The following is a 22,779-nucleotide window of genomic DNA, read 5'->3' as shown; positions in this document are numbered from 1 at the left end:
AACATGCAAACGTTTACTTCGGCTATGCGAGCAACCTTTCGCTATGCTTTTTTCTGTGTGGCCCTGGTTGCGATACTCTGGGCCGTGTTGCCTCCATATCGGCTGTTTTTGCAGAGCCTCCTGCTTGGAATGGGGTGCAGCCTACTGGGCGGCACCGTGCTCGTAAGCAAGACTTGGCGCATCGGCCAGATGGCTGTCGACCCGAGCGTCCGTCCAAAAGGAACAGGCATGCTGCAGCGCCTCCTCTTGGCTGGATTCGCCGTATTTTTGACGATCCGCTTCCCCCATCTGTTTGTTTTGTCGGGCGTGCTGATCGGCCTTTTCCTCTTTCAAGTGTTAGGCTTCTTTTTCGTTTACCGCTCCTTAAAATAGATTTGCAGCATTCTTTACTCTGTACATGACTTGTAATAGACTCGCGCGGAAGAAAGGGGTGAAATACATGCATTATTCTCTGCGATTTGAATGGTTGGGCATGGTCTTTGACGTCTCGACCATCATTGCGATTTTGGTAAGCTCCCTGGTGGTATTGCTTCTGTGTGTGGGTCTGACCCGCAACCTGACCACCGCTGCTCCAAGAGGCGGGCAAAACGTGATGGAATGGATTGTCGATTTCGTCACAGGCATCACCAAAAGCTATATCGAGCCTAAAAAGGCAGCGCATTTTGTCACGATTGCCTTGACCCTGTTCCTCTACATCTTTATCAGCAACCAGCTTGGCCTTGTGTTCAACGTGAATACGTCCCATCACAACGATCCTGCTACGGGTCAACAAATGAGCCAGACGGTGGTCGATGCGCTGACGCTGGCGAGCAACGATGAAGCCAAGGCACAGAAGCTGGAGAAGCTGAATGAAGAGTTGACCTCTACCGATCCTCACAGCCACGGCGTAGTCATCGGCTGGTGGAAATCGCCGACTGCTACTCCGAGCGTAACCTTTGCGCTGGCGTTTGTGGTGCTGCTCTACGCGCACTACCTGGGGATGAAGAAGAGTTTCGGCGGATGGCTCAAGCATACGTTCCTGAACCCGATTCACATTCTGGAAGAGTTCATTATTAAGCCGTTGACGCTTCCTTTGCGTCTATTCGGTAACATCTTTGCCGGTGAGGTTTTGATCGCCTTCCTGTTGAGCGTGGGAATCTTCGGAAGCATTCCGTTGTTCCTGTGGCTGGGCTACTCCGTCTTTGTCGGCTCTGTCCAAGCCTTTATCTTCACCACGTTGGCGATGGTATACATTTCACAACAAGTGAATGACCAACATTAATTCACTGTAGATTTTCTATCTTTTACACACACTAAGGAGGTTTTCTTACAATGGAAGGTTTGGCTCTTGCAATCGGTATCATATTTGGTCTGGCTGCTCTTGGTGCAGCAATTGGTAACTCTCTCGTTATTTCCCGCACAATTGATGGCGTAGCTCGCCAGCCTGAGGCGCGCGGCAACCTGATGGGTCTCATGTTCCTGGGTCTCGGTCTCGTCGAGGCGGTTCCGATTATCGCAGTTGCGATCGGCTTCATCCTCTTCGGTCGTCTGTAAAAAGCATAGGTTTGATAGGCGGGGGCTTGACCTTCGCCTCTATTTTAGTCATCAGAACTTGTTCTTCGGCCTGGTGGCTTGCGGCTACGCCCGGCCTTTGAGCCGGCGCAGCCGGGTTGTCTAGGAAAGAAGCGGCTTTAATCCGTAGATATACATTCTCCTGTTTGTAAGGAAGGAGTGAAACAAATGCTCGACTTTGGTGCCGTCTCCCTTAACCTTGGAGACTTGCTTACCCAAGTAATCGTATTCTTGGTGTTGCTGCTGGTTGTTCGTAAAGTGGCCATGGGACCTATCGTAGGAATCATGGAAAAGCGCCGTCAGCATATCGAATCCCAAATTTCCTCGGCTGAAAAGAGCCGCCAAGAAGCGGAAGCGCTTCTCGCTGAACAGCGCCGCGTCCTGGACGAGGCTCGTGTAGAAGCAAAAGCGATTATCGACCGCGCTACGAAACAGGCCGCGGACGAGAGCGCGAAGCTGGTTGCCGATGCGCAAGCTGCGACTGAGCGCATGAAGGCTGACGCCAGCAAGGAACTGGCTCGCGAAGTGGAAAAAGCAAAAGCGGAACTGCGCGATCAAATGACAGGTCTGTCCGTTCTCCTGGCGTCCAAGATCATTGAAAAAGAACTGGACGAAGCAGCGCAAAAAGCGACTGTTGACAAATTCCTCGCTCAAGTGGGAGATCGCCTATGAGCAGCGCGGTAGGAAAGCGCTACGCCCGCGCCCTCTTTGAAGTGGCCAGCGAGCGTGGGAAAATCGATCAGGTGGAAGCTGACCTTGGCGCAGTACTGCAAGCGGTTGAGCAAAACGCCGATCTGAGCAAGATCCTGCTTCATCCGCACATCGCGGCGGGAGCAAAGAAAACGCTGGTGGACGACTTGTTCAAGAGTCACATCAGCGAAGAGACTCACAATTTCCTGATCGTGCTGATTGAAAGCGGACGGGAGGGGCAGCTGGCACAAATCCAGCAGGCCTTTGTGAAGCTGGCAAACGAAGCGCGCGGCATTGCCGACGCAATCGTCACCAGCGCAAAACCGTTGTCGGCTGAAGAGCAGGCCGAGCTGGCTGAGAAGTTCGGTCAAAAGCTGAACAAAAAGCTGCGCCTGCAAACAGTGGTGGATCCGTCCATCCTCGGCGGAATTGTGATCAAGATCGGCGACCGTTTGTATGACGGAAGCATTAAGACGAAGTTGGAACTTTTCGCGCATCAATCATAAATGCCGTTTAAAGCGGGAATCCTGGTCATTTGACGCAAGGCCAGGCATTCACATGCGCTTTAAACACCCTCTATTAAGATCGTTGGACGAATGGGGTGAATGTAAGTGAGTGCAATCAGACCAGAAGAGATTAGCTCCCTCATTAAAGAGCGGATCGCTAATTTTACATCTGAAATTGAAGTTGTGGACGTAGGTACGGTCATCCAGGTTGGTGACGGTATCGCACGCGTTCACGGTTTGGAAAAAGCAATGGCCGGGGAGCTCCTCGAGTTCCAAAACGGCGTTATGGGTATGGTACTCAACTTGGAAGAAGATAACGTGGGTGTCGTTATTCTTGGTCCGTTCCGCGACATTAAAGAAGGCGATACAGTAAAACGTACAGGCCGCATCATGGAGGTTCCTGTAGGTGAAGCAATGGTGGGCCGCGTCGTGAACCCGCTCGGTCAGCCGATCGACGGCCTCGGCCCGATCAACACGACAGAATTCCGCCCGATCGAAAGTCCGGCTCCGGGCGTTATGGCGCGTAAATCCGTTCATGAACCGCTGCAAACCGGTATCAAGGCGATTGACGCGATGATCCCAGTCGGCCGCGGACAGCGCGAGCTGATCATTGGCGACCGCCAAACAGGTAAAACATCTGTAGCGCTCGACACCATCATCAACCAAAAAGGCAACGGCATGATTTGTATCTACGTGGCGATCGGTCAGAAGCAATCGACCGTGGCAAACATCGTAGAAACTCTGCGCAAGCACGGCGCTCTGGACTACACCATCGTCGTTTCCGCGACTGCGTCCGACCCGGCTCCGATGCTGTTCCTGGCTCCTTATGCTGGGGTTACGCTGGGTGAGTACTTCATGTACAAGGGCGGACACGTTCTTTGCGTATACGACGATCTGTCCAAACAGGCTGCCGCATACCGCGAAATGTCCCTCCTGCTCCGCCGTCCTCCAGGCCGTGAAGCGTATCCTGGTGACGTATTCTACCTGCACTCCCGTCTGCTGGAGCGCGCAGCGAAATTGTCCGATGACCTGGGCGCAGGCTCACTGACTGCCCTTCCGTTTATCGAAACCCAAGCGGGTGACATTTCCGCATATATTCCGACCAACGTGATTTCCATCACCGACGGTCAGATCTTCCTTGAAACAGACTTGTTCAACGCCGGCCAACGTCCTGCGGTAAACACCGGTCTGTCCGTATCCCGCGTAGGTGGTTCGGCGCAAATCAAGGCGATGAAAAAGGTTGCCGGTCCGCTCAAGCTTGAGCTGGCTCAATACCGCGAGCTGGCTGCGTTTGCCCAGTTCGGTTCCGACCTTGACAAAGCGACGCAAGCCCGTCTGACCCGCGGTGAGCGTTTGATGGAAGTAATGAAGCAAGGCCAATTCGAGCCGATTCCGGTTGAGAAGCAGGTTGCGATCATCTACACCGCGACCAAAGGCTACCTCGACGATATTCCGGTAGAGGCTGTAGGCCGCTTCGAGAAGGAACTGATGTCGTATCTCGAGTCCAACAAGCCTGAGCTGTTGGAACACATCCGTACGACGAAAGAGCTTCCGGATGAAAAAGAATTCAACGCAGCGATCGAAGAGTTCAAAAAAGGCTTTTCGGTTACTCGCTAAACGTTAATCCAATAGACAACTGATTACATGCCGGACCACCAGTTCGGCATGTATCCCCAAGGTGGTGAAAACGATTGGCTAAAGGAATACGCGAGATTCGACGTCGTATTAAAAGCGTGAAAAATACCCGTCAGATCACAAAGGCGATGAAGATGGTGGCGGCCGCAAAGCTTCGCCGCAACCAGGAGAAGGCGGAAGCAGCCCGTCCCTACGCCGACAAGATTCAGGAAGTGATCGCCAGCATCGCAAGCGGCACCACCGGTTCCAAGCATCCGATGCTGCAATCCCGTCCAGTGAAAAAGACCGGCTATATTGTCATCACCTCTGACCGCGGTCTCGCTGGCGGTTACAATGGCAACATGATCCGTACCGTGATCCAGACCATTAATGAGAAGCACAAGTCCAAGGACGATTACGGCATTTTTGTAATCGGACGTAAAGGCCGTGATTTTTTCACAAAGCGCAATTACCCCGTCATTGACGAGGCGACCGGCATAGAAAACCCTGCCTTTTCTGATATCAAGAAGATCGCCAGTGCTGCCGTACAGCTGTTCGCGGACGAACAGATCGACGAGCTGTACTTGTGCTACAACAAGTTCCAGAGTGCTATCTCACAGGTGCCTACTATAAAGCGTGTGCTGCCGCTTGATGCTCCCGAGGGCAGCAATGTGCGCACAGCCAATTACGAGTACGAACCGAATGCAGAGGAAGTCCTGGCTGATCTGTTGCCGAAGTATGCAGAAACTCTCGTATATAGCGCCATGCTCGAGGCGAAGGCTTCCGAAGAAGGTTCCCGCATGACAGCGATGGGCAACGCGACAGATAACGCAACGGACATGATTGGACGTTACACGTTGATCTACAACCGTGCCCGTCAGGCAGCGATTACGCAGGAGATCTCCGAGATCGTCTCCGGTGCCAACGCACAGGCGTAAAGACGAAAGTTGACTCCCAATTCAGTTTCACAGGAGGGAAGAAGTAAGATGGCGAAAGGACGCGTGGTTCAGGTAATGGGTCCGGTCGTTGACATCGAGTTCGACCGCGGACATTTGCCTGCCATTTACAATGCGATCAAAATTCAACATAAAGCACAAAGCGCCGGTGAGCGCGACATCGATTTGACTGTCGAGGTTGCGACACACCTGGGTGACAATCTGGTTCGTGCCGTTGCGATGTCCACTACAGATGGTCTGGTGCGCGGTATGGAAGCAGTCGACACAGGCGCTGCTATCTCTGTTCCAGTTGGTGAAGTTACCCTGGGCCGCGTATTTAACGTACTCGGCGAGCCAATCGACCTGAAAGAACTGGGTCAAGTAGAGCGCCGCGATCCGATTCACCGCAAAGCTCCTGAGTTCGTGGAGCAAGCGACTGAAGTAGAAATTCTGGAAACGGGCATCAAGGTTATTGACCTTCTCGCTCCTTACATCAAGGGCGGCAAGATCGGTCTCTTCGGCGGTGCCGGTGTAGGTAAAACCGTTACGATTCAAGAGCTGATCAACAACATCGCGCAAGAGCACGGCGGTATCTCCGTATTCGCCGGCGTTGGCGAGCGTACCCGTGAAGGGAACGACTTGTACCATGAGATGAAAGACGCAGGCGTTCTGCCGAAAACCGCGATGGTATTCGGACAAATGAACGAACCGCCTGGCGCGCGTCTGCGCGTGGCGTTGACAGGTCTGACCATGGCGGAATACTTTCGTGACGAAGAAGGCCGCGACGTGCTTCTGTTCATCGACAACATCTTCCGCTTCACACAAGCAGGTTCCGAGGTATCCGCTCTGCTCGGACGCATGCCTTCCGCGGTAGGTTACCAGCCGACTCTGGCTACTGAAATGGGTCAGCTGCAAGAGCGCATTACCTCCACGAAAAAAGGTTCCGTTACTTCCATTCAAGCGATCTACGTACCGGCGGACGACTACACAGACCCTGCTCCGGCTACGACGTTTGCTCACTTGGACGCGACGACGAACCTGGAGCGTTCCATCGCCGAGCTGGGTATCTTCCCTGCGGTTGACCCGCTCGCTTCCACATCTCGCGCTCTGTCTCCTGACATTGTTGGTCAAGAGCACTACGATGTGGCTCGCGGCGTTCAAAAAATCCTGCAACGCTACAAAGAACTGCAAGACATTATCGCGATCCTGGGTATGGACGAGCTGAGCGACGAAGACAAGCAAATTGTTGCACGCGCCCGCCGCATCCAACGCTTCCTGTCTCAATCGTTCCACGTTGCCGAGCAGTTTACCGGCAACCCGGGCCAATACGTGCCGCTCAAGGAAACCGTTCGCAGCTTCAAGGAAATCCTCGAAGGCAAGCACGACCACCTGCCTGAGGGCGCATTCCTGTATGCTGGTACGATCGAAGACGTTGTAGAACGTGCAAAGACCATGGCGTAACACCCTGGAAAGGGGAGACCAGTAAGTGAGTAAGATGACAGTAGAAGTCGTAACTCCTGAACGGGTTTTGTTCAGCGGTGAAGCCAGCATGGTCATTGCCCGTGGCGTACAAGGGGATCTTGGCATTTTCCCGAATCACATGCCCATGGTGACTCCACTGAAAATCGCACCTGTTCGGATCAAGACCGAGGGCGACAAAGAGCTCGTGATGGCTGTCAGCGGCGGCTTCATGGAAGTTCGCGGCGACAAGGTGACGATTTTGGCCGAGACAGCGGAAAGACCGGAAGATATCGATCCAGGCCGCGCCAAGGCAGCGAAAGAGCGTGCCGAGAAGCGCCTGAACGAAAAGTATCCGGACCTGGATGTGCGTCGGGCCGAACGTGCACTGCAACGCGCAATCACTCGTCTTGAGGTTACCAAATAAGTAGATGACAAAAGTCCCCGCGCTTATGGCGACGGGGACTTTTCCTGTGCCCACAGGCGTTGGAATTGCCCAGCATTTTAAGGGAACGAGGGTAGTTTCCCCCAATTATTTTTTCGAGTTGGTAATCGCCTATTGATTCCGTGTATAATAAACCTAATGCCCGTCTTGGCAGCAAAAATGGCGGGATATTATGTACTGGAATTGCGAATTGGCTATTGGGATAAAGGAGAGTGTAACATATGCAAACAGTTAGAGATGTTCGCGATAGCAGCAGCCAAGGCGTTGCTATTCCTGAAGCGTATGCGGGCCATGGCTGGAGCCACGTGCTTCCGCATGAAATGAATGTGTTGTTCCAGGCGCTGTGCTATGCGGCCCACAAAGGAGACAGCAAAGCGGAGATGCGCGAGATCGTCGACGGCTTTGAAGGCTTGGAAGGCCTGTTTGCCGAACCGACAGAAGACATGTTCAATTCCAAAGAGGATTTTGAAAACTACAAGAGCTTGTTGGACAGACATAAAAATGTGATCGTTCGTTCCGGCTATGAATATCCGAAATCCCGGGAAGAAGCGATTGCTCTCTTTGAAAAATGGGGACTGCTCATCGATAAAGGCGATGTGTGGGATGTGCCGATCAATCCGTTCCCGGACGCTCTGGACACGTTCCAGCTGACTGAAGTCGAGCAGTATGCGTTGAGATATCTAAGATTCGAAGCATTGGTGCATCCGTTCTTTGCCCGTCTGGTCATGGCGCTCCACGAGCGGGATGATGAGTCCTTTACCTTTACCAAAGCGGAGCTTAAAGAAATGCTGGATACCAACGATGCGATGCTTGTCGAGGTGTTGATCAAGCTGACTCCGTATATGGAAGACGCAATCGAGAACATGCCGGAAATTCCGGACGATGAACCGATGACGTTCTCTATTGTTTGGGAGCGCATCTACGAAGATTTTCTCGGACAGCAGTTTTCTTCGAACGTTCAATAAAATATGCACAGAATGGAAAACTTAGGGAAAAGTTCTCTAAGTTTTCCCTTTTATTGGTACATATGGAATGACTTCGTTAGACACCATGTAGGCGATTTGCTATAATGGTAAAGGTATTTTTTTCTAATGTTCACAGAGCGGAGGGAACGTCAGTGGGTGAAATCTATACCAACAATTATGTCATTGTGGCGATTTTCTTGTTCCTCGGGGTGTTGTTGCCTGTGGCGACAGTCAGCATCATCGGACCCATGCTGCGCCCGAAAAAGCCGACTGCGGAAAAACAGACAACCTATGAAAGCGGTAACATTCCTGTTGGCGACAGCTGGGTCCGTTTTAACGTCAAGTACTATATTTTCGCCTTGCTCTTCGTCATTTTTGATGTGGAAACACTCTTTCTCTATCCATGGGCAGTAGCCTACAAGGAACTGGGACTGTTTGCCCTGGTAGAAATGGTGATCTTTATCAGCTTGCTGGTGGTTGGACTGATTTACGCATGGAGAAAGAAGGTGCTGGAATGGAACTAGATCTGACGAGCATTGCGCCTGAATTGCAAGAAGAGTTGAATCGCAACGTCATGTTTACGACGCTGGAAACGATTAAGGGATGGGTCCGAAGCAATTCGCTTTGGCCGCTTACGTTTGGTCTGGCCTGTTGTGCCATTGAAATGATGGGCACAGGCGGAGCACGTTACGACCTCGACCGTTTTGGCGTCATTTTCCGTGCCTCTCCCAGGCAATCCGATGTGATGATCGTGGCCGGAACCGTCACGAAAAAAATGGCCCCCCTGCTTCGCAGACTTTATGATCAAATGCCGGAACCCAAGTGGGTAATCGCGATGGGCTCCTGTGCTACAGCCGGCGGACCTTATGTCAAGTCGTACAGCGTAGTAAAAGGTGTTGATCAAATTGTTCCCGTAGATGTCTACATCCCTGGATGCCCACCTAATCCCGCCGCTCTTATTTACGGAATAAACAAACTTCAAGAAAAAATTCGTTACGAAGCTAAGACTGGAAAGCGGGTGACGAATCAATGACAGAAGAAAAACGCAAACCTACGCCGGAGGAAAAAGCCAAGGCTGCAGCAGAAGCCAAAGCCAAGGCGGAAGCTTTGCGGAAAGCAAAAGAAGAACAGCAGGCTGCCGAGCAAGCTGGAGCCGAGGCGGCTGAAACTACGCAAGCTACAGCAGAGCAAGCCGCAGTCGAACCGAAACCGGCGGAGCAGCCCGCAGCGCCGAGCAAGCCCGTGTCCGAAATGACACCGGAAGAAAAAGCGGCAGCCAAAGCTGCGGCAGCAGCCGCGGCCGCAGCTGCAGCAAAGGCAAAAGCGGCCCGCGAAGCGGCAGAGCAAGCCGGATCCGAAACCAAACCGGCGGAGCAGCCCGCAGCGCCGAGCAAGCCCGTGTCCAAAATGACACCGGAAGAAAAAGCGGCTGCCAAAGCAGCTGCAGCAGCTGCAGCCGCAGCGAAGGCAAAAGCGGCCCGCGAAGGAGCTGCTGAGAGCGATGCCGATGGCAGTGATGATGCGGATGCGAAGGCAAAAGCAGCAGCGGCAGCCAAAGCAAAGGCTGCAGCAGCAGCCGCAGCAGCGGCCAAAGCGAAAGCAGCGCGTGAAGCGGCAGGCCAGAGCGGTGAATCCAGTGGTGAAGCAGGAGGAGACGACGCCAAGGCAAAAGCGGCGGCAGCTGCCAAGGCGAAGGCCGCAGCAGCTGCTGCGGCTAAAGCAAAGGCGGCAAAAGCTGGAGACGAGGATGCCGAGACGACTCCAGAAGCGCCCAGGGAGCCATCGAAAAATCAGCCTTTTCTGGATAAATACGTGGCCCGTATTTCCGAGCAGTTCGGTCCGGATGTACTGGAGTCCTCCTATATTAATGAGTTGGGCAAAGATGTGCCGACACTCGTGGTCAAAAACGAGCGTTGGCATGAAGTGGCCCAATTTCTAAAGGATAACGAAGAATTGGGCTTCGACTACCTTTCCAATCTTCACGGCGTGGACTACGAAGACTGGATGGAAGTGTACTATCACTTTTATTCCTACAAAAATAGACAAAGCGTTGCCGTAAAGGTAAAAACCGATCGTGAGCAGCCAACCGTGGCCTCTGTTGTCGACTTATGGAAGGGCGCGGATTGGAACGAACGGGAAACATACGATCTTTTGGGGATTCATTTCCCGGGACATAACGATTTGCGTCGAATTTTGCTCTCTGATGACTGGGTGGGTCATCCGCTTCGAAAGGACTACGTGCAGTACGACGAGGAGGTGTAGAAGATGAACCAAGGCATCCTTACTACGAATTCAACCGTTTCTTCTGATACCGGTATTCGGACAGAGGAGATGCTTCTCAACATAGGCCCGCAGCACCCGAGTACGCACGGAGTATTCCGCTTGGTAGTCAAAATTGATGGGGAAACCATCAAGGAAGCGATTCCGGTAATGGGGTATTTGCACAGAGGTACGGAAAAGCTGGCTGAGAACCTTACGTATACGCAAATTATCCCTTATACAGACAGAATGGACTATGTAGCGGCCATGACCAACAACTATGTCATTTGTCATGCGGTAGAGACGATGATGGGACTGGAAATACCGGAGAGAGCGCAGTTTTTGCGCCTGATCGCGATGGAGTTGAACCGCGTGGCAAGCCACCTGGTATGGTGGGGGACCTATCTTCTCGACCTTGGTGCGATGTCCCCGTTTTTGTATGCTTTTCGGGACCGCGAGACCATTCTTGACCTGTTCAACGAGCTGTGCGGCGCTCGCATGACCTTTAACTACATGCGTGTCGGTGGCGTAAAATGGGACGCTCCTCCGGGCTGGATCGACAAGGTGCGGGAATTCGTTGCTTATATGAAGAAGGAACTAAACAATTACCACGCGCTGGTTACAGGCAACGAGATCTTTGTGAACCGCCTCAAGGGCATTGGCAAATTCGACCAAAAGACTGCCCTTGATTATTCGCTTTCCGGCGTTATGCTCCGCTCGACCGGAATCAAATGGGACCTGCGCAAAGATGAGCCGTACTGCATTTACGACCGGTTTGATTTTGACGTCCCTGTCTCTACGGAAGGGGATTGCATGAGCCGTTACCATTTGCGGCTGGCCGAAGTCGAACAGTCCTTGCGCATTCTTGAGCAGGCGCTCGACCAATTTCCGAGCGAAGGCGAAGTGATGGGCAAAGTCCCTCGCGTTATCCGCCCCCCAGCAGGCGAAACGTATGTACGGATCGAATCGCCGAGGGGCGAGATTGGCTGTTATATTGCCAGCCAGGGAAAAGATAAGCCGTGGCGCTTGAAATTCCGCCGTCCATCCTTTACCAATCTGCAAATATTGCCGAAGCTGCTTGAGGGAGAGAATATTTCCGACATGGTAGCCATCCTTGGCAGCATCGACATCGTTCTCGGGGAGGTAGATTGTTGATGCGGGACTTGTTGCAACAGACGCCTTCCCTGGGAAATGCGCTTTGGTTTTTCCTGGCGGCAGTGGCGTTACTCGCGATTTTATTGGGATTCGTCACATACGCGATTTATTTTGAACGGAAAGTAATCGGATGGATGCAGGCGAGGATCGGCCCGAACCGTGTAGGGCCCTTGGGGCTCTTGCAGACAGTGGCAGACGTTGCGAAGCTGCTGATCAAGGAGGATACGCGGCCCAAGCACGCAGACAAGGCGCTTTATGCGCTCGCTCCAATCCTGGCGTACGCGCCTGCCTTTGCCGTCCTGGCGGTCCTGCCGTTTACGGAGAGCATCCAATTTGCCGATCTCGGCATCGGGATTCTGTACTATATCGCGCTTTCGGGAATTACCGTTCTGGGCGTGATTACGGCGGGCTGGGCTTCCAACAACAAGTACTCCTTGATCGGAGGGCTTCGCTCCGCGGCACAGATGATCAGCTATGAAGTCCCGTTGGTCATGTCGGTAGTCGGGGTAGTCCTGATGACCGGCAGTATGAACCTGCGGGAGATTGTCCTGGCGCAGCAGGATATGTGGAACGTCATTCCGCAGTTTCTCGGCTTTGCCGTATTCCTTGTAGCCGCCCAGGCGGAGCTGAACCGGACGCCGTTCGACCTGCCGGAGGCTGAGTCGGAGCTGGTAGGCGGTTATCACGTAGAGTACTCCGGCTTCCGGTTTGCCATGTTCATGCTGGCCGAGTACGTTTACATGTTTGGCATGGGCGCGATGGTCACGATCCTGTTCTTCGGCGGTTGGCTGCCGATTCATCCGGCGCTCAGCTTCATTCCGGGGATCGTCTGGTTTGCCGTCAAGCTGCTGCTCTACGTCTTTCTACAGTTTTGGCTGCGTGCGACGATGCCGCGTCCCCGCGTCGACCAGCTGATGTCGTTTGCCTGGAAGGTGCTCTTGCCGGTGGCGCTGTTGAATATTCTCATCACCGCCGTAGTAATTTCCTATCAAAGCGGCATGATCTAAATCGCCAGGTAGGACTGGAATCTTGACCAAGAGGGGTGACACACATGCTAGGACTGGCCAAAGGCCTTGGGTATACATTTAAGAGAATGACCGCGAAAAAGGTGACTCATTTCTATCCGGATGTGCCCTTTCCCATGCCGCCCCGCTTTCGCGGCATTCAGCACTTCTCGCCGGAGAAATGCATCGTTTGCAACCAGTGTGCGCGCATTTGCCCGACGGAGTGCATTCAGTTAACGGGCAAGCCCCACCCTGATCCGGAGAAAAAAGGGAAAATCATCGACACCTACGATATCAATTTTGAAATTTGCATTTTGTGCGACCTGTGTACAGAGGTTTGTCCGACGGAAGCGATCGTGATGACGAACAATTTCGAGTTGGCCACGTACAGCCGGGATGAATTATACAAGAACCTGACCTGGCTCGACGACAACAATACAAACGTCAGGGAGGAGAACTAGCGATGACTGGCGAGTTTATTGCCTTTTTTGTCCTGTCCCTCCTGACGATTGGCGGCGCCGTGTTTATGATCAGCTTTACGCGAGTCGTACACATGGTCATTTCGCTGGGCATTACCTTTATCAGTATCGCCGGGCTGTACGTGCTATTGGGAGCAGAATTTGTCGGGGTTGCGCAAGTTCTCGTATACTCCGGTGCGATTTCGATTCTCATGCTGTTCGGAATCATGCTGACCAAGCACGATGCATCGGATGAGGGCACGGGCAACACGTGGAAAAACTGGCTGAGCCTCATTTTTGTAGCGGTGTTGTTCGGATTGATGTTCTGGGGAATCCAGGGCTCCGTATGGCCGGCACCGCCGGAAACAGCTGCTTCAGATGTAAGCAACGTAAAGCAGATCGGTTTGGACGTATTCAAAAAGTACGTGATACCGTTTGAACTGATTTCCGTGCTTTTGCTGGTGGCTTTGGTAGGCGCAATCATCATGGCGAAGAAGGAGGGGAACAAGGAATGAGCGTAAGCATTACCTCCTATTTGTTAGTGGCCTTGATCCTTTTCTGTGTAGGCTTGTACGGTGCATTGACCAAACGGAATGCCGTCGTCGTCCTGATTTCGATTGAATTGATGCTCAATGCGGTCAATATCAATCTGGTGGCTTTCGCCAAGTACGGGTTGTATCCGTCGATCACGGGACATATTTTCAGTCTGTTCACCATGACGGTGGCCGCCGCAGAGGTAGCCGTCGCACTGGCTATCCTGATTGCTTTGTACCGCAACAAGGAAACGGTCAATGTCGATGAGATGGATTCGATGAAACGCTAGGACACGGATTCGAAAAGGAGGACAAAGATGGATACCTTTATGCAATACGCTTGGTTGATTCCTCTGTTTCCGCTCTTTGCTTTCATCGTGATCGTCTCGTTTGGCCGTCAGTTGAAAGAAGGAGCAGCCGCTGTCGGAATTCTCTTTACTGCCGTTTCATTCGGATTGGCGGTACTGACCTTCTGGCAGAGGTTTCAGGAGGGAGCGACTGACTACAGGTTCTCGCTCGATTGGCTGAAGGTTGGGGATATTGTCATTACCATGGGGTTTGAAATCAACCAGCTGAATGCGTTGATGCTGCTGATCGTCACCCTGGTCAGCTTGCTCGTGCAGATCTACTCCAAAGGCTATATGCACGGGGATGAGCGGTTTCCGGTGTTCTACCAATACCTGGCGCTGTTCACATTCTCCATGCTCGGTCTGGTGATCGCTCCCAACCTGTTGCAAATATACATTTTTTGGGAATTGGTCGGAGTATGTTCGTTCCTGCTGGTCGGTTACTACTACTTCAAGCCGGAAGCGAAGGCTGCGGCGAAAAAAGCGTTTATCGTCACCCGGATCGGCGACCTCGGTCTCTTTATCGGGATCTGTCTCTTGTTCTGGTGGACCGGCAGCTTTGAGCTGACGCAAATCTTCGACAGCATTGCGCTCGGGAAACTGGAGCCGTGGATGATCACGCTGGCAGCTATCCTGATTTTTGTCGGGGCGATTGGAAAGTCGGGCCAATTTCCGCTGCATACCTGGCTCCCTGACGCGATGGAAGGTCCGACCCCTGTATCTGCCCTGATCCACGCGGCGACGATGGTAGCGGCCGGGGTCTATCTCGTAGCGGCTACGTATCCGCTGTTTATCGCTTCGAATGCAGCGTTGAACGTGGTTGCCTATATAGGCGGATTCACCGCCATTTTTGCTGCATCGATCGGTCTGACACAGAAAGACATCAAACGCGTGCTCGCATACTCCACTGTCAGTCAGCTCGGCTATATGATGCTGGCACTCGGGGTAGCCGGGGCAGCTGGTTACGTGGCAGGTACATTCCATTTGATGACACATGCCTTTTTCAAGGCGCTGCTCTTTTTGGGTGCAGGCAGCGTGATTCATGCCGTACATACCCAAAATGTCTTTGAAATGGGCGGCCTGTGGAAGAAAATGCCGATAACGGCCCTGACCTTCTTGATTGGTTGTCTGGCGATTGCGGGAATATTCCCGTTTGCCGGATTCTGGTCCAAAGAGGCGATTCTCGGCGCGGTTTACGAAGCGCATCGCTACGATTTGCTGCTGATCGCGATACTGGCTGCATTCTTCACGGCGTTCTACATGTTCCGTCTGTTCTTCCTGACGTTTGCCGGAGAGCCGAGGGGCAAGCATGAGGCGCATGAATCTCCGGGAGTGATGACCGGACCGCTGTTGATTCTGGCGCTGCTGGCCATCGTCGCGGGCTTCATCAATACGCCGTATGCACCGGTCTTCGGAGACTGGCTCTTGAACGGCGAAGTAGGCACGATCATTGAAGACATGTTTGGGACGGGAGAAGGCCATGCGGCAGCCTGGCTGCAAATCGTGGCGCTCGGGGTGTCAATCCTGGGAATCGTGCTGGCCTGGCTGATGTACGGAAAACGCTCCATTCCTTCCAATGCCATTCCGGAAGCAATGCCGTGGCTGTACCAGCTGTCCTACCGCAAGTATTTCGTCGACGAGATTTACCATTACGCAGTGGTTGTTCCGCTCGGCTGGCTCGGCTACTTGCTCAATGTTTTCGACAAGTACGTAGTGGATGGGCTGGTGTCATTGGTGGCGAAAATTACCCGAGGCATCGGCGCGCTGCATGGACGCGCTCAGAACGGTCAGGTGCAATCTTACGGAGCCATGGTGCTGTTTGGCTTGCTGTTGTTGATTGTCGCCATCACGTTGACGGCGCAGGGAGGTGGAGTCCTTGGCATTGGCCAATAGTATCTTGCTTACATTGATCGTCTTCTCACCGCTTTTGGCAATCTTGATTCTGGCATTCGTTCCCCGGCATCAGGGAGGCGTGATCAAAAAAATTGGCGTGCTGGGCACACTTTTGCCGCTGGTCTTGTCGCTTATGCTGTTTGCGTCGTTCAACTATGAATCTTCAGGCTTGCAATTTACCGAGACGGCAAAATGGATTTCGATTCCGGTTGGACTTCAGCAGTCGGGTGCGATCTTCTCGTTTGATCTCGATTACGAGCTGGGCGTGGACGGCATTTCAATGCCTTTGATCGTGCTCACCGCGATCATTGCGACCCTTGCCGCCGTTGCTTCGTGGAATCAAAAGAAACGGCTGAAGGAGTACTTCATTCTGTTCCATCTTCTGCTGATCGGAATGTTTGGCGTGTTTGCCGCGCAAAACCTGTTCTTGTTCTTTATCTTCTTCGAGCTGACACTGGTACCGACGTATTTCCTGATCGGCATCTGGGGCTACGGAGAGAGGGAAAAGGCAGCCAACAAATTTTTGCTGTATAACGGTATCGGCTCGGCTGTCATGCTGATCGCCTTTATCGTGCTGTTCATGTATCTGAACACGATGAACATGGACAAAATCGCCGCGATTCTCGGTTCATCCGGCCATCCGGCGGCAGCCGCCATGTCACCGGAGTTCCGGTTTCGCCTGTTTTTGGCGATCTTTATCGCCTTTGCCGTCAAGCTGCCGGTCTTTCCGTTCCATACCTGGATGCTGAAGGTTCACGTGCAGGCTCCTCCAGCGATCGTCATGATCCACTCCGGAATTTTGCTGAAAATGGGAGCGTACGGACTTGTGCGGATGGGCATCGGCTTTTTCCCTGAGCAAGCCTACCAGTTTGCGAAGTGGATGGCTGTGCTGGGGTTGATCAACATCGTCTACGGTGCCGTACTCGCCTTTGTCCAAAAGGATCTGAAGATGGTGATGGCTTACTCCAGTATCAGTCATATGGGAATCGTCCTGCTCGGATTTGCCGCGATGAATACGATCGGCTTCCAGGGCGCGATGTTCCAGGTGATTTCGCATGGCTTCATCTCCGCGCTGCTGTTCTTTTTGATCGGCATGATCTGGGAGAGAACGAAGACCTCGATGATCGACGAGCTGGGCGGGCTCGCCAAATCCATGCCGTTCGCCAGCGGGATCATGCTGGCGGGAGCGATGGCTTCTCTCGGGCTTCCGGGGATGTCCGGCTTTATCAGCGAATTTTTTGCCTTCCTCGGCTTGTTTGGACAAATGCCGATCCTGGCGGCCATCGGTACGCTTGGCATCGTACTCACAGCCGTCTACCTGCTGAGGGCGATTTTGAAAACGACATTCGGGCCGACGCCGGACCGGTTTGTCGGTGTGGCCGACGCGCAGCCCATGGAAGTCGTGCCGCTGGTCGTCCTGCTCGGATTCATCATCCTGATCGGCGTCTACCCGGCCGTTCTGGCAAATCCTTTGCAGCAAACGTTGAAAACGATCGTCCCAATCGTTACGGGAATAGGAGGGTAATCCATGGACGTAAAAGATATATTCTCGTATGACTGGAGCTACCTTCTGCCCGAATTCATCATTTTAGGCTTCGCGACCGTCCTGTCGCTGCTCGATCTGTTTGCCGGCAAGCGATTGGGCAAATCGGTCATCGGGTGGCTGACCCTGGCGGGAGTTGTGCTGGCTGGCGTTTTCGTCTTTGCAAACATCGGAAAACTGGACGAACCGTACGCGTACATGGCCGATACGATTCGCATCGACGATTACGGCAATGCGTTCAAGCTGCTCTTCCTCGGAGGAGTCGCCTTTACCGTCCTGCTTTCCCTATCTTATATGAAGCAGGACGAAATCAAGCATGGCGGCGAGTACTACTACTTGCTGCTGACCGGTCTTTTGGGCGCGATGGTCATGGCCTCTTCCGCCGATCTGATTACGATGTTCATCGGGTTGGAGCTGTTGTCCCTGTCCTCGTATGTCCTGGTAGGCTTGCGCAAGCATTCCCTGCAGTCCAACGAATCGTCGTTTAAGTACGTCATCTCGGGATCGATTTCCACGGCGGTCATGCTCTTCGGGATGTCCTATGTTTACGGCCTCACCGGAACGACGAACGTTTTTGAAATTTCCGTGCGGCTGGCAGAAGCGGCGATGGCCGGCTACGAGTTTATGGTGTATGCGGCATTTGCCTTTTTGGCGGTAGGGCTTGCCTTCAAGATTTCGGCGGCCCCCAACCACATGTGGGCACCGGATGTATACCAGGGAGCGGCGACACCGGTTACCGCTTTTCTGGCGGTCGTCTCCAAAACGGCAGGCTTCGCCCTGGTCTTCCGTCTGCTTTTGATCGGCTTCTTTAACATCCAGACCAGTACGCGTTTCTTCTTCGATCAGGGAGCGCTCTATCTGGCGATCATCGCGGGTGCTTCGATGATTATCGGGAATACGATGGCGCTGCGCCAGACCAATGTCAAACGGATGATGGCCTACTCCGGGATCGCGCAGGCGGGTTATGTGCTGGTGGCGTTCTCGCCGCCGACGATCCTGTTTTTCGGCGAAGTGACTTTCTTCCTGTTCGCGTACCTGTTGGCCAGCTTCGGCGCCTTTGCGGTCATCATGGCCGTTGCTCGCGACCAGCAAACGGAAGATCTGAAGGGCTTTGCCGGGCTTTATCACCGTTCCCCATTGATGGCGGTATCGATGAGCATCTTCCTGCTGTCGCTCGCCGGTATCCCGGTATCAGCCGGATTTTTCGGGAAGTTCTACATCTTTATGGGGGCGATCGCCCAGCAGAGCTATGTGCTCGCGGCAATCATGATCGCGACCAGCGTCGTGTCGTATTACTACTACTTCGGCATCATCCGGCAGATGTACATGCGGCCGGGATCGACGGAGGCGCCTTTGTCCGTGCCGAAAACAATTGGGGCGCTGGTCCTGATTTTGGCGCTGGCGACAGTGGTGTTCGGCGTATTCCCGGGTCTGGCGACTAATTTTGTGCAGGCATACCTGAATCCCGCGTTTAATTTCGGCGACATGCTGCCACCGAACTTTCCATGAATTGCGGCCTGGGATCAGGTACAATAGAGGGGACGGCTTTCCAGCCGCCCCCTTTTCCCATATCAGCTGCCGTAGCGAGAAGAGGCAAGTCTTGCTCGGTCCGGGCTGCGGCCAGTACCGTGCTTCTTCTCGCTACAGCTGCGTATAAAGCGTTTTTTTGAAATTCGGCCAGTTAGGTGCTCAATCGCATGGGCGCGTCAAAAGAAAGGCGAGGAGGTTACGAGCGTGTCGCAAGGTATGTACGGTTTTGTTAACATTATCGTCTCGGTCGCATTGATCGGTGTCAGCTGGTGGGCCCTACAGTCTTTCCGGTTTGACCTCTTTCTGAAAAATCCGCAAGGCCCGCAAGCAAAGCTGCTGCAAATCATCATGTCCATCTTTCTCGGCTACCAGATGGCGAGCTTTCTCATGGAATACCTGGGTTGGTCCCTGATCTTCGGGCAAATCTTTTCCTGATCGCCGGATTCAACAAGATTTGATTGGTATATCCCACCAGTTTTACGTGCAAACTGAGAAGTACAAAGAGATGGGCGTAAAAAGGGAGAGGGATAAAGATGGGGAAAAGGAACGTTGGACTGGTTCTGATGGCATTGGCTGCACTGTGCGCGGCGTGGTGGATGCCGGCCGAGGCGCGAAACGAATGGCAGCAGCATCAGGAGCAGCGGGAAGAGCGGGTAGCAGCCCGATTGTTCGACGCAATCGAAAGCTCGGGAGCCAAGGGAGTAAGTGTGGAGGTGCGTACTCGCCTTTCATTGGGGAAGCTGCCTGGCACTGAGGATGTAAAGGATTTGGCTGAAAAATGGGCGCGCCGGCTCGACATGCCGCACTCCGAAGCGAAGTGGGCTCCGTCGACCCGCCTGTTTCTCTATCAGGTCCTGGCAAATTCTCAAGGGGTTCAGGTCGATTATCAGGTAACCGGGGTTCCGCACCAAGACGGTATCGACACATATCTAGTACTGTCCATAAAAGGAAATCGTGATTCTCTACCATATGTAGATTTGATACAGGACAAGCACGAGCAGGCCCTGGTACAAGCAGGTCTCATTCCGCAATTTAGCACTTGTATTCGCGGAATGTACAATGTTAAACTGAGTGTTGATCAACAGGAGGGGAAAATTTTGTCGATATTTGACGCCCTCCATGCAAGAGAATTGGAACGTTTACAAGATGAGACGGTTGTCAGCCTATCTGGTTACACTTCTGAGTGGAATTCGTTCTTATCATTAAACGGACAAGCTCGGATGAATCTGCAGGTCGCCACTCACCGGGACAGTCGCGACGGCACGTGGATTACCGCAGGTACACCGATTATCACAGCGGAATATTAGCACGCGGAGGGGTACACATTGGATAAAATTATTGTCCGCGGTGGTAAGGCATTGGCGGGGAATGTGAAAGTATCCGGCGCCAAAAATGCCGTACTCCCTATTATTGCAGCAGCCATCCTGGCGGAAGAGGGGACAAACGTCATCCATGACGTACCCGCTTTGGAAGATGTCAGGATCATCTGCGATCTCTTGAAAACACTGGGTATTACCCTTACATACGATAACGAAGTGCTGACGATCAACGCCTCTCGTGTGACGAGTGTGGAAGCATCCTACGAATTGGTTCGCAAAATGCGAGCTTCCTTTCTGGTAATGGGACCGCTCTTGGCCAGAGAAGGCAAAGCCCGCGTAGCACTTCCGGGAGGGTGCGCCATTGGTACCCGTCCAATCGATCAGCACCTCAAAGGCTTTGAAGCGATGGGGGCCAAGATCGAAATCGGGCAAGGGTTTATCGAAGCCAGTGTCAAGGGACGCTTGCAGGGAGCGAAAATCTACCTGGATATCGCCAGCGTAGGCGCTACCGAAAACATTATGATGGCTGCCGCTTTGGCTGAGGGAACCACTGTTATTGAAAACGCAGCCGAAGAACCGGAAATTGTGGATTTGGCCAACTTCCTCAACGGGATGGGAGCCAGGATTCGCGGCGCAGGCACCGGTTCCATTCGGATCGAAGGCGTGGAGAGATTGAAAGGCTGCACGCACTGCGTAATTCCGGACCGGATCGAAGCGGGTACCTTCATGGTAGCTGCCGCGATTACGGGCGGGGACGTTTTTGTCGAAGGTGCGATCTGTGATCATTTGAAGTCCGTCACGGCCAAGCTCAGAGAAATGGGCGTGGAAGTGGACGAGCAAGAGAATGGCATTCGCGTGAGAAGCTCCGGCCGCCTCAAGGCTGTGGACGTCAAGACATTGCCGTATCCCGGTTTCCCGACGGACATGCAATCGCAGATGATGGCCCTGTTGTTGGCATCGGAAGGCACCAGCATTGTCACCGAGACCGTTTTTGAGAATCGTTTTATGCACGTGGAAGAGTTCCGCCGCATGAATGCCAATATCAAAATTGAGGGACGCAGCGCGATTGTCGAGGGCGGCGCCAAGCTGACAGGCAGCAAAGTGGCGGCGACAGATCTGCGCGCAGGAGCGGCGCTCGTATTGGCTGGCCTGGTGGCCGAGGGCGAGACGGAAGTGAGCAGCCTTCACCATATCGACCGGGGCTATGTCGGCTTTACGGAAAAGCTCCGCGGCCTGGGCGCTCTTGTCGAGCGTGTTTCACCGGTGACCGAAGTCGAAACAGAAACGGTGGAGAAAGTCAAAAGCGAGCCGATCAAAGTCCAGTTTTCTCCCCATTTTGCGTAAACACATACCGAGACTTCCTTGCAAATGCGGGGAAGTTTTTTGTTTTTTGCAAACTCTTCCATCTCTCTTATTCTCTCGTTCTACCTCCCAAAGCTTGGACATAGACTGAAATAGTCCAGCACAAGAGGGGGGAGATGACGCATGAAACGTTACTTGGTGGCGTGGTTCATCGGATTTCCGATACTGCTCGTGATGCTGCCTGCCGCGCTGGTCTACTTTTTTTCCTCTCCAGCCGGAAGCGATGGGCTTCCGCAGGTCTCTGCACCGGACAACCCCGCTGCTCATCAGTCGACTATCGAGGTGAAGGTGTATCGGAGCGCCAAACAGGCTGTGGAAACGATGCCGTTGGAAACGTACATCGAAGGCGTGGTGGCGGCAGAGATGCCGGCAGAGTTTGAGATGGAGGCGCTTAAAGCCCAGGCGATGGCGGCACGCACGTACATCATCCGCAGACTCGGTGCGAAGAAATTTGACGATGTTCCCATGGGGGGGCAGGTCACCGACACGGTGAAGCATCAGGTCTTTCTCGATGAGGCGCAGCGCAAGGAAAACTGGGGGGAGCAGTTTGCGTGGAAAAACGGGCGCATCCGTCAGGCTGTGCAAGCGACGGCAGGAGTTGTCCTGACCTACGGAGGCAAGCCGATCGACGCGACCTTTTTCTCCACCAGCAACGGTTTTACGGAAAATGCGAACGAGTATTTTGAAGAGCAGGTGCCCTATTTGAAGAGCGTGGCCAGCCCCTGGGACATTCAATCCCCCAGCTTTGAGAAAACCGTCAAGATCGCTGCTGCCGATCTGGAGCAGCGTCTGGGGATAAAGCTTGCCAAGGAGGCCTCCGGCAATGGAAGCTGGTATCGCATCGTGGAGAGGACGACAGGCAATCGCGTGGGCAAAATCAGCATTGGCGGGAAAGAGTTTACCGGCAGGGAATTCCGGGAGAAGCTCGGTCTTCCATCCTCGGCCTTTACCCTGGAGCTGCGCGGAAACGAGGTCCACATCACGACCAAAGGCTACGGCCACGGTGTCGGCATGAGCCAGTGGGGTGCCAACGGAATGGCCAAGACCGGGAAGAGCGCCGAGCAGATCGTCAAGTATTTTTACCAGGGAATCGCTCTGGAAAATTGCGATCTCGTCTTGAAAGGATAAAGGCAAAAGAGAAAAAAGACTGTTTTCAGCAAATTTACAAGTTTCCCCTCTCTCTCAGGTTTATCCGTCAGAAATCTGGCGATA

At 53.3% G+C, this 22,779-nt stretch carries 25 protein-coding genes; all 25 read left to right on the top strand.

Annotation, left to right across the window (positions count from 1 at the left end; all coding sequences use genetic code 11):
• Nucleotides 1-3 precede the first annotated feature (3 nt).
• The 25 genes from Q3F21_RS02610 (at nucleotide 4) to spoIID (ending at nucleotide 22,695) form a co-directional block, all read left to right on the top strand.
• Nucleotides 4-372: an ATP synthase subunit I gene (locus Q3F21_RS02610; RefSeq protein WP_003388416.1), complete on the top strand. Its 369-nt coding sequence runs from the start codon at nucleotides 4-6 to the stop codon at nucleotides 370-372.
• A 67-nt stretch (nucleotides 373-439) separates the two neighbouring features.
• The gene (gene atpB / locus Q3F21_RS02605) at nucleotides 440-1,261 is read left to right on the top strand and encodes a F0F1 ATP synthase subunit A (protein WP_340249861.1); all 822 of its coding nucleotides are present in this window, start codon (nucleotides 440-442) and stop codon (nucleotides 1,259-1,261) included.
• A gap of 50 nt (nucleotides 1,262-1,311) precedes the next feature.
• Complete coding sequence (gene atpE / locus Q3F21_RS02600) at nucleotides 1,312-1,533, top strand: F0F1 ATP synthase subunit C (protein WP_003388414.1); 222 nt, start codon at nucleotides 1,312-1,314, stop codon at nucleotides 1,531-1,533.
• 186 nt (nucleotides 1,534-1,719) lie between these two features.
• The gene (atpF, locus tag Q3F21_RS02595) at nucleotides 1,720-2,223 is read left to right on the top strand and encodes a F0F1 ATP synthase subunit B (RefSeq protein WP_340249859.1); all 504 of its coding nucleotides are present in this window, start codon (nucleotides 1,720-1,722) and stop codon (nucleotides 2,221-2,223) included.
• On the top strand, nucleotides 2,220-2,747 hold the full coding sequence (locus Q3F21_RS02590) for a F0F1 ATP synthase subunit delta (protein WP_340249857.1): 528 nt from the start codon (nucleotides 2,220-2,222) through the stop codon (nucleotides 2,745-2,747). Before atpF ends, Q3F21_RS02590 begins: the two co-directional genes overlap by 4 nt.
• 105 nt (nucleotides 2,748-2,852) lie before the next feature.
• The gene (atpA, locus tag Q3F21_RS02585) at nucleotides 2,853-4,364 is read left to right on the top strand and encodes a F0F1 ATP synthase subunit alpha (RefSeq protein ID WP_340249855.1); all 1,512 of its coding nucleotides are present in this window, start codon (nucleotides 2,853-2,855) and stop codon (nucleotides 4,362-4,364) included.
• Between the two features lie 74 nt (nucleotides 4,365-4,438).
• Entirely contained in the window at nucleotides 4,439-5,299 is an 861-nt protein-coding gene (gene atpG / locus Q3F21_RS02580) for an ATP synthase F1 subunit gamma (protein ID WP_340249853.1), read from the top strand.
• A gap of 48 nt (nucleotides 5,300-5,347) precedes the next feature.
• Nucleotides 5,348-6,757: a F0F1 ATP synthase subunit beta gene (gene atpD, locus Q3F21_RS02575; RefSeq protein ID WP_340249851.1), complete on the top strand. Its 1,410-nt coding sequence runs from the start codon at nucleotides 5,348-5,350 to the stop codon at nucleotides 6,755-6,757.
• Between the two features lie 25 nt (nucleotides 6,758-6,782).
• Nucleotides 6,783-7,181 (top strand): F0F1 ATP synthase subunit epsilon, encoded by a 399-nt coding sequence (locus Q3F21_RS02570; RefSeq protein WP_340249849.1) that lies wholly within the window; start codon nucleotides 6,783-6,785, stop codon nucleotides 7,179-7,181.
• Between the two features lie 239 nt (nucleotides 7,182-7,420).
• Nucleotides 7,421-8,164 (top strand): DUF6042 family protein, encoded by a 744-nt coding sequence (locus tag Q3F21_RS02565; RefSeq protein WP_340249847.1) that lies wholly within the window; start codon nucleotides 7,421-7,423, stop codon nucleotides 8,162-8,164.
• Between the two features lie 152 nt (nucleotides 8,165-8,316).
• Complete coding sequence (locus tag Q3F21_RS02560) at nucleotides 8,317-8,688, top strand: NADH-quinone oxidoreductase subunit A (RefSeq protein WP_340249846.1); 372 nt, start codon at nucleotides 8,317-8,319, stop codon at nucleotides 8,686-8,688.
• The gene (locus Q3F21_RS02555; RefSeq protein ID WP_340249845.1) at nucleotides 8,679-9,197 is read left to right on the top strand and encodes an NADH-quinone oxidoreductase subunit NuoB; all 519 of its coding nucleotides are present in this window, start codon (nucleotides 8,679-8,681) and stop codon (nucleotides 9,195-9,197) included. Before Q3F21_RS02560 ends, Q3F21_RS02555 begins: the two co-directional genes overlap by 10 nt.
• Entirely contained in the window at nucleotides 9,194-10,426 is a 1,233-nt protein-coding gene (locus tag Q3F21_RS02550) for an NADH-quinone oxidoreductase subunit C (RefSeq protein WP_340249843.1), read from the top strand. Before Q3F21_RS02555 ends, Q3F21_RS02550 begins: the two co-directional genes overlap by 4 nt.
• A 3-nt stretch (nucleotides 10,427-10,429) precedes the next feature.
• Nucleotides 10,430-11,578 carry an NADH-quinone oxidoreductase subunit D gene (locus tag Q3F21_RS02545; protein WP_340249841.1) on the top strand — a complete coding sequence of 383 codons (1,149 nt, stop codon included), beginning with the start codon at nucleotides 10,430-10,432 and terminating at the stop codon, nucleotides 11,576-11,578.
• Nucleotides 11,575-12,585, top strand: a complete 1,011-nt coding sequence (nuoH, locus tag Q3F21_RS02540) for an NADH-quinone oxidoreductase subunit NuoH (RefSeq protein WP_340249839.1) — start codon at nucleotides 11,575-11,577, stop codon at nucleotides 12,583-12,585. Before Q3F21_RS02545 ends, nuoH begins: the two co-directional genes overlap by 4 nt.
• 44 nt (nucleotides 12,586-12,629) lie before the next feature.
• Nucleotides 12,630-13,043, top strand: coding sequence for an NADH-quinone oxidoreductase subunit NuoI (nuoI, locus tag Q3F21_RS02535; RefSeq protein ID WP_003388400.1), 414 nt, complete (start codon nucleotides 12,630-12,632; stop codon nucleotides 13,041-13,043).
• Nucleotides 13,044-13,045: 2 nt separating this feature from the next.
• Nucleotides 13,046-13,555 (top strand): NADH-quinone oxidoreductase subunit J, encoded by a 510-nt coding sequence (locus Q3F21_RS02530; protein ID WP_340249837.1) that lies wholly within the window; start codon nucleotides 13,046-13,048, stop codon nucleotides 13,553-13,555.
• A complete protein-coding gene (gene nuoK / locus Q3F21_RS02525) occupies nucleotides 13,552-13,863 on the top strand; it encodes an NADH-quinone oxidoreductase subunit NuoK (RefSeq protein ID WP_340249836.1) in 312 nt (103 codons plus the stop codon). The genes Q3F21_RS02530 and nuoK overlap by 4 nt, the downstream gene beginning before the upstream one ends.
• Before the next feature lie 27 nt (nucleotides 13,864-13,890).
• Nucleotides 13,891-15,813: an NADH-quinone oxidoreductase subunit L gene (gene nuoL / locus Q3F21_RS02520; protein ID WP_340249835.1), complete on the top strand. Its 1,923-nt coding sequence runs from the start codon at nucleotides 13,891-13,893 to the stop codon at nucleotides 15,811-15,813.
• Nucleotides 15,803-17,338, top strand: a complete 1,536-nt coding sequence (locus Q3F21_RS02515; protein WP_340250087.1) for an NADH-quinone oxidoreductase subunit M — start codon at nucleotides 15,803-15,805, stop codon at nucleotides 17,336-17,338. The genes nuoL and Q3F21_RS02515 overlap by 11 nt, the downstream gene beginning before the upstream one ends.
• Nucleotides 17,339-17,341: 3 nt before the next feature.
• Nucleotides 17,342-18,865 (top strand): NADH-quinone oxidoreductase subunit NuoN, encoded by a 1,524-nt coding sequence (gene nuoN, locus Q3F21_RS02510; RefSeq protein WP_340249834.1) that lies wholly within the window; start codon nucleotides 17,342-17,344, stop codon nucleotides 18,863-18,865.
• A gap of 225 nt (nucleotides 18,866-19,090) precedes the next feature.
• On the top strand, nucleotides 19,091-19,321 hold the full coding sequence (locus Q3F21_RS02505) for a DUF1146 family protein (protein ID WP_340249832.1): 231 nt from the start codon (nucleotides 19,091-19,093) through the stop codon (nucleotides 19,319-19,321).
• Between the two features lie 98 nt (nucleotides 19,322-19,419).
• Complete coding sequence (locus Q3F21_RS02500) at nucleotides 19,420-20,193, top strand: YwmB family TATA-box binding protein (RefSeq protein WP_340249830.1); 774 nt, start codon at nucleotides 19,420-19,422, stop codon at nucleotides 20,191-20,193.
• An 18-nt stretch (nucleotides 20,194-20,211) separates the two neighbouring features.
• A complete protein-coding gene (murA, locus tag Q3F21_RS02495; RefSeq protein WP_340249828.1) occupies nucleotides 20,212-21,549 on the top strand; it encodes a UDP-N-acetylglucosamine 1-carboxyvinyltransferase in 1,338 nt (445 codons plus the stop codon).
• A 141-nt stretch (nucleotides 21,550-21,690) separates the two neighbouring features.
• Nucleotides 21,691-22,695 (top strand): stage II sporulation protein D, encoded by a 1,005-nt coding sequence (gene spoIID, locus Q3F21_RS02490; protein ID WP_340249827.1) that lies wholly within the window; start codon nucleotides 21,691-21,693, stop codon nucleotides 22,693-22,695.
• The last annotated feature ends 84 nt before the right edge of the window (nucleotides 22,696-22,779 follow it).

The sequence above is a fragment of the Brevibacillus borstelensis genome, assembly GCF_037834415.1.
Taxonomy (GTDB): Bacteria; Bacillota; Bacilli; order Brevibacillales; family Brevibacillaceae; genus Brevibacillus; species Brevibacillus borstelensis_A.
The sequence above is the reverse complement of the archived record's forward strand: the minus strand, read 5'-3'. Positions and strand labels throughout refer to the sequence as shown.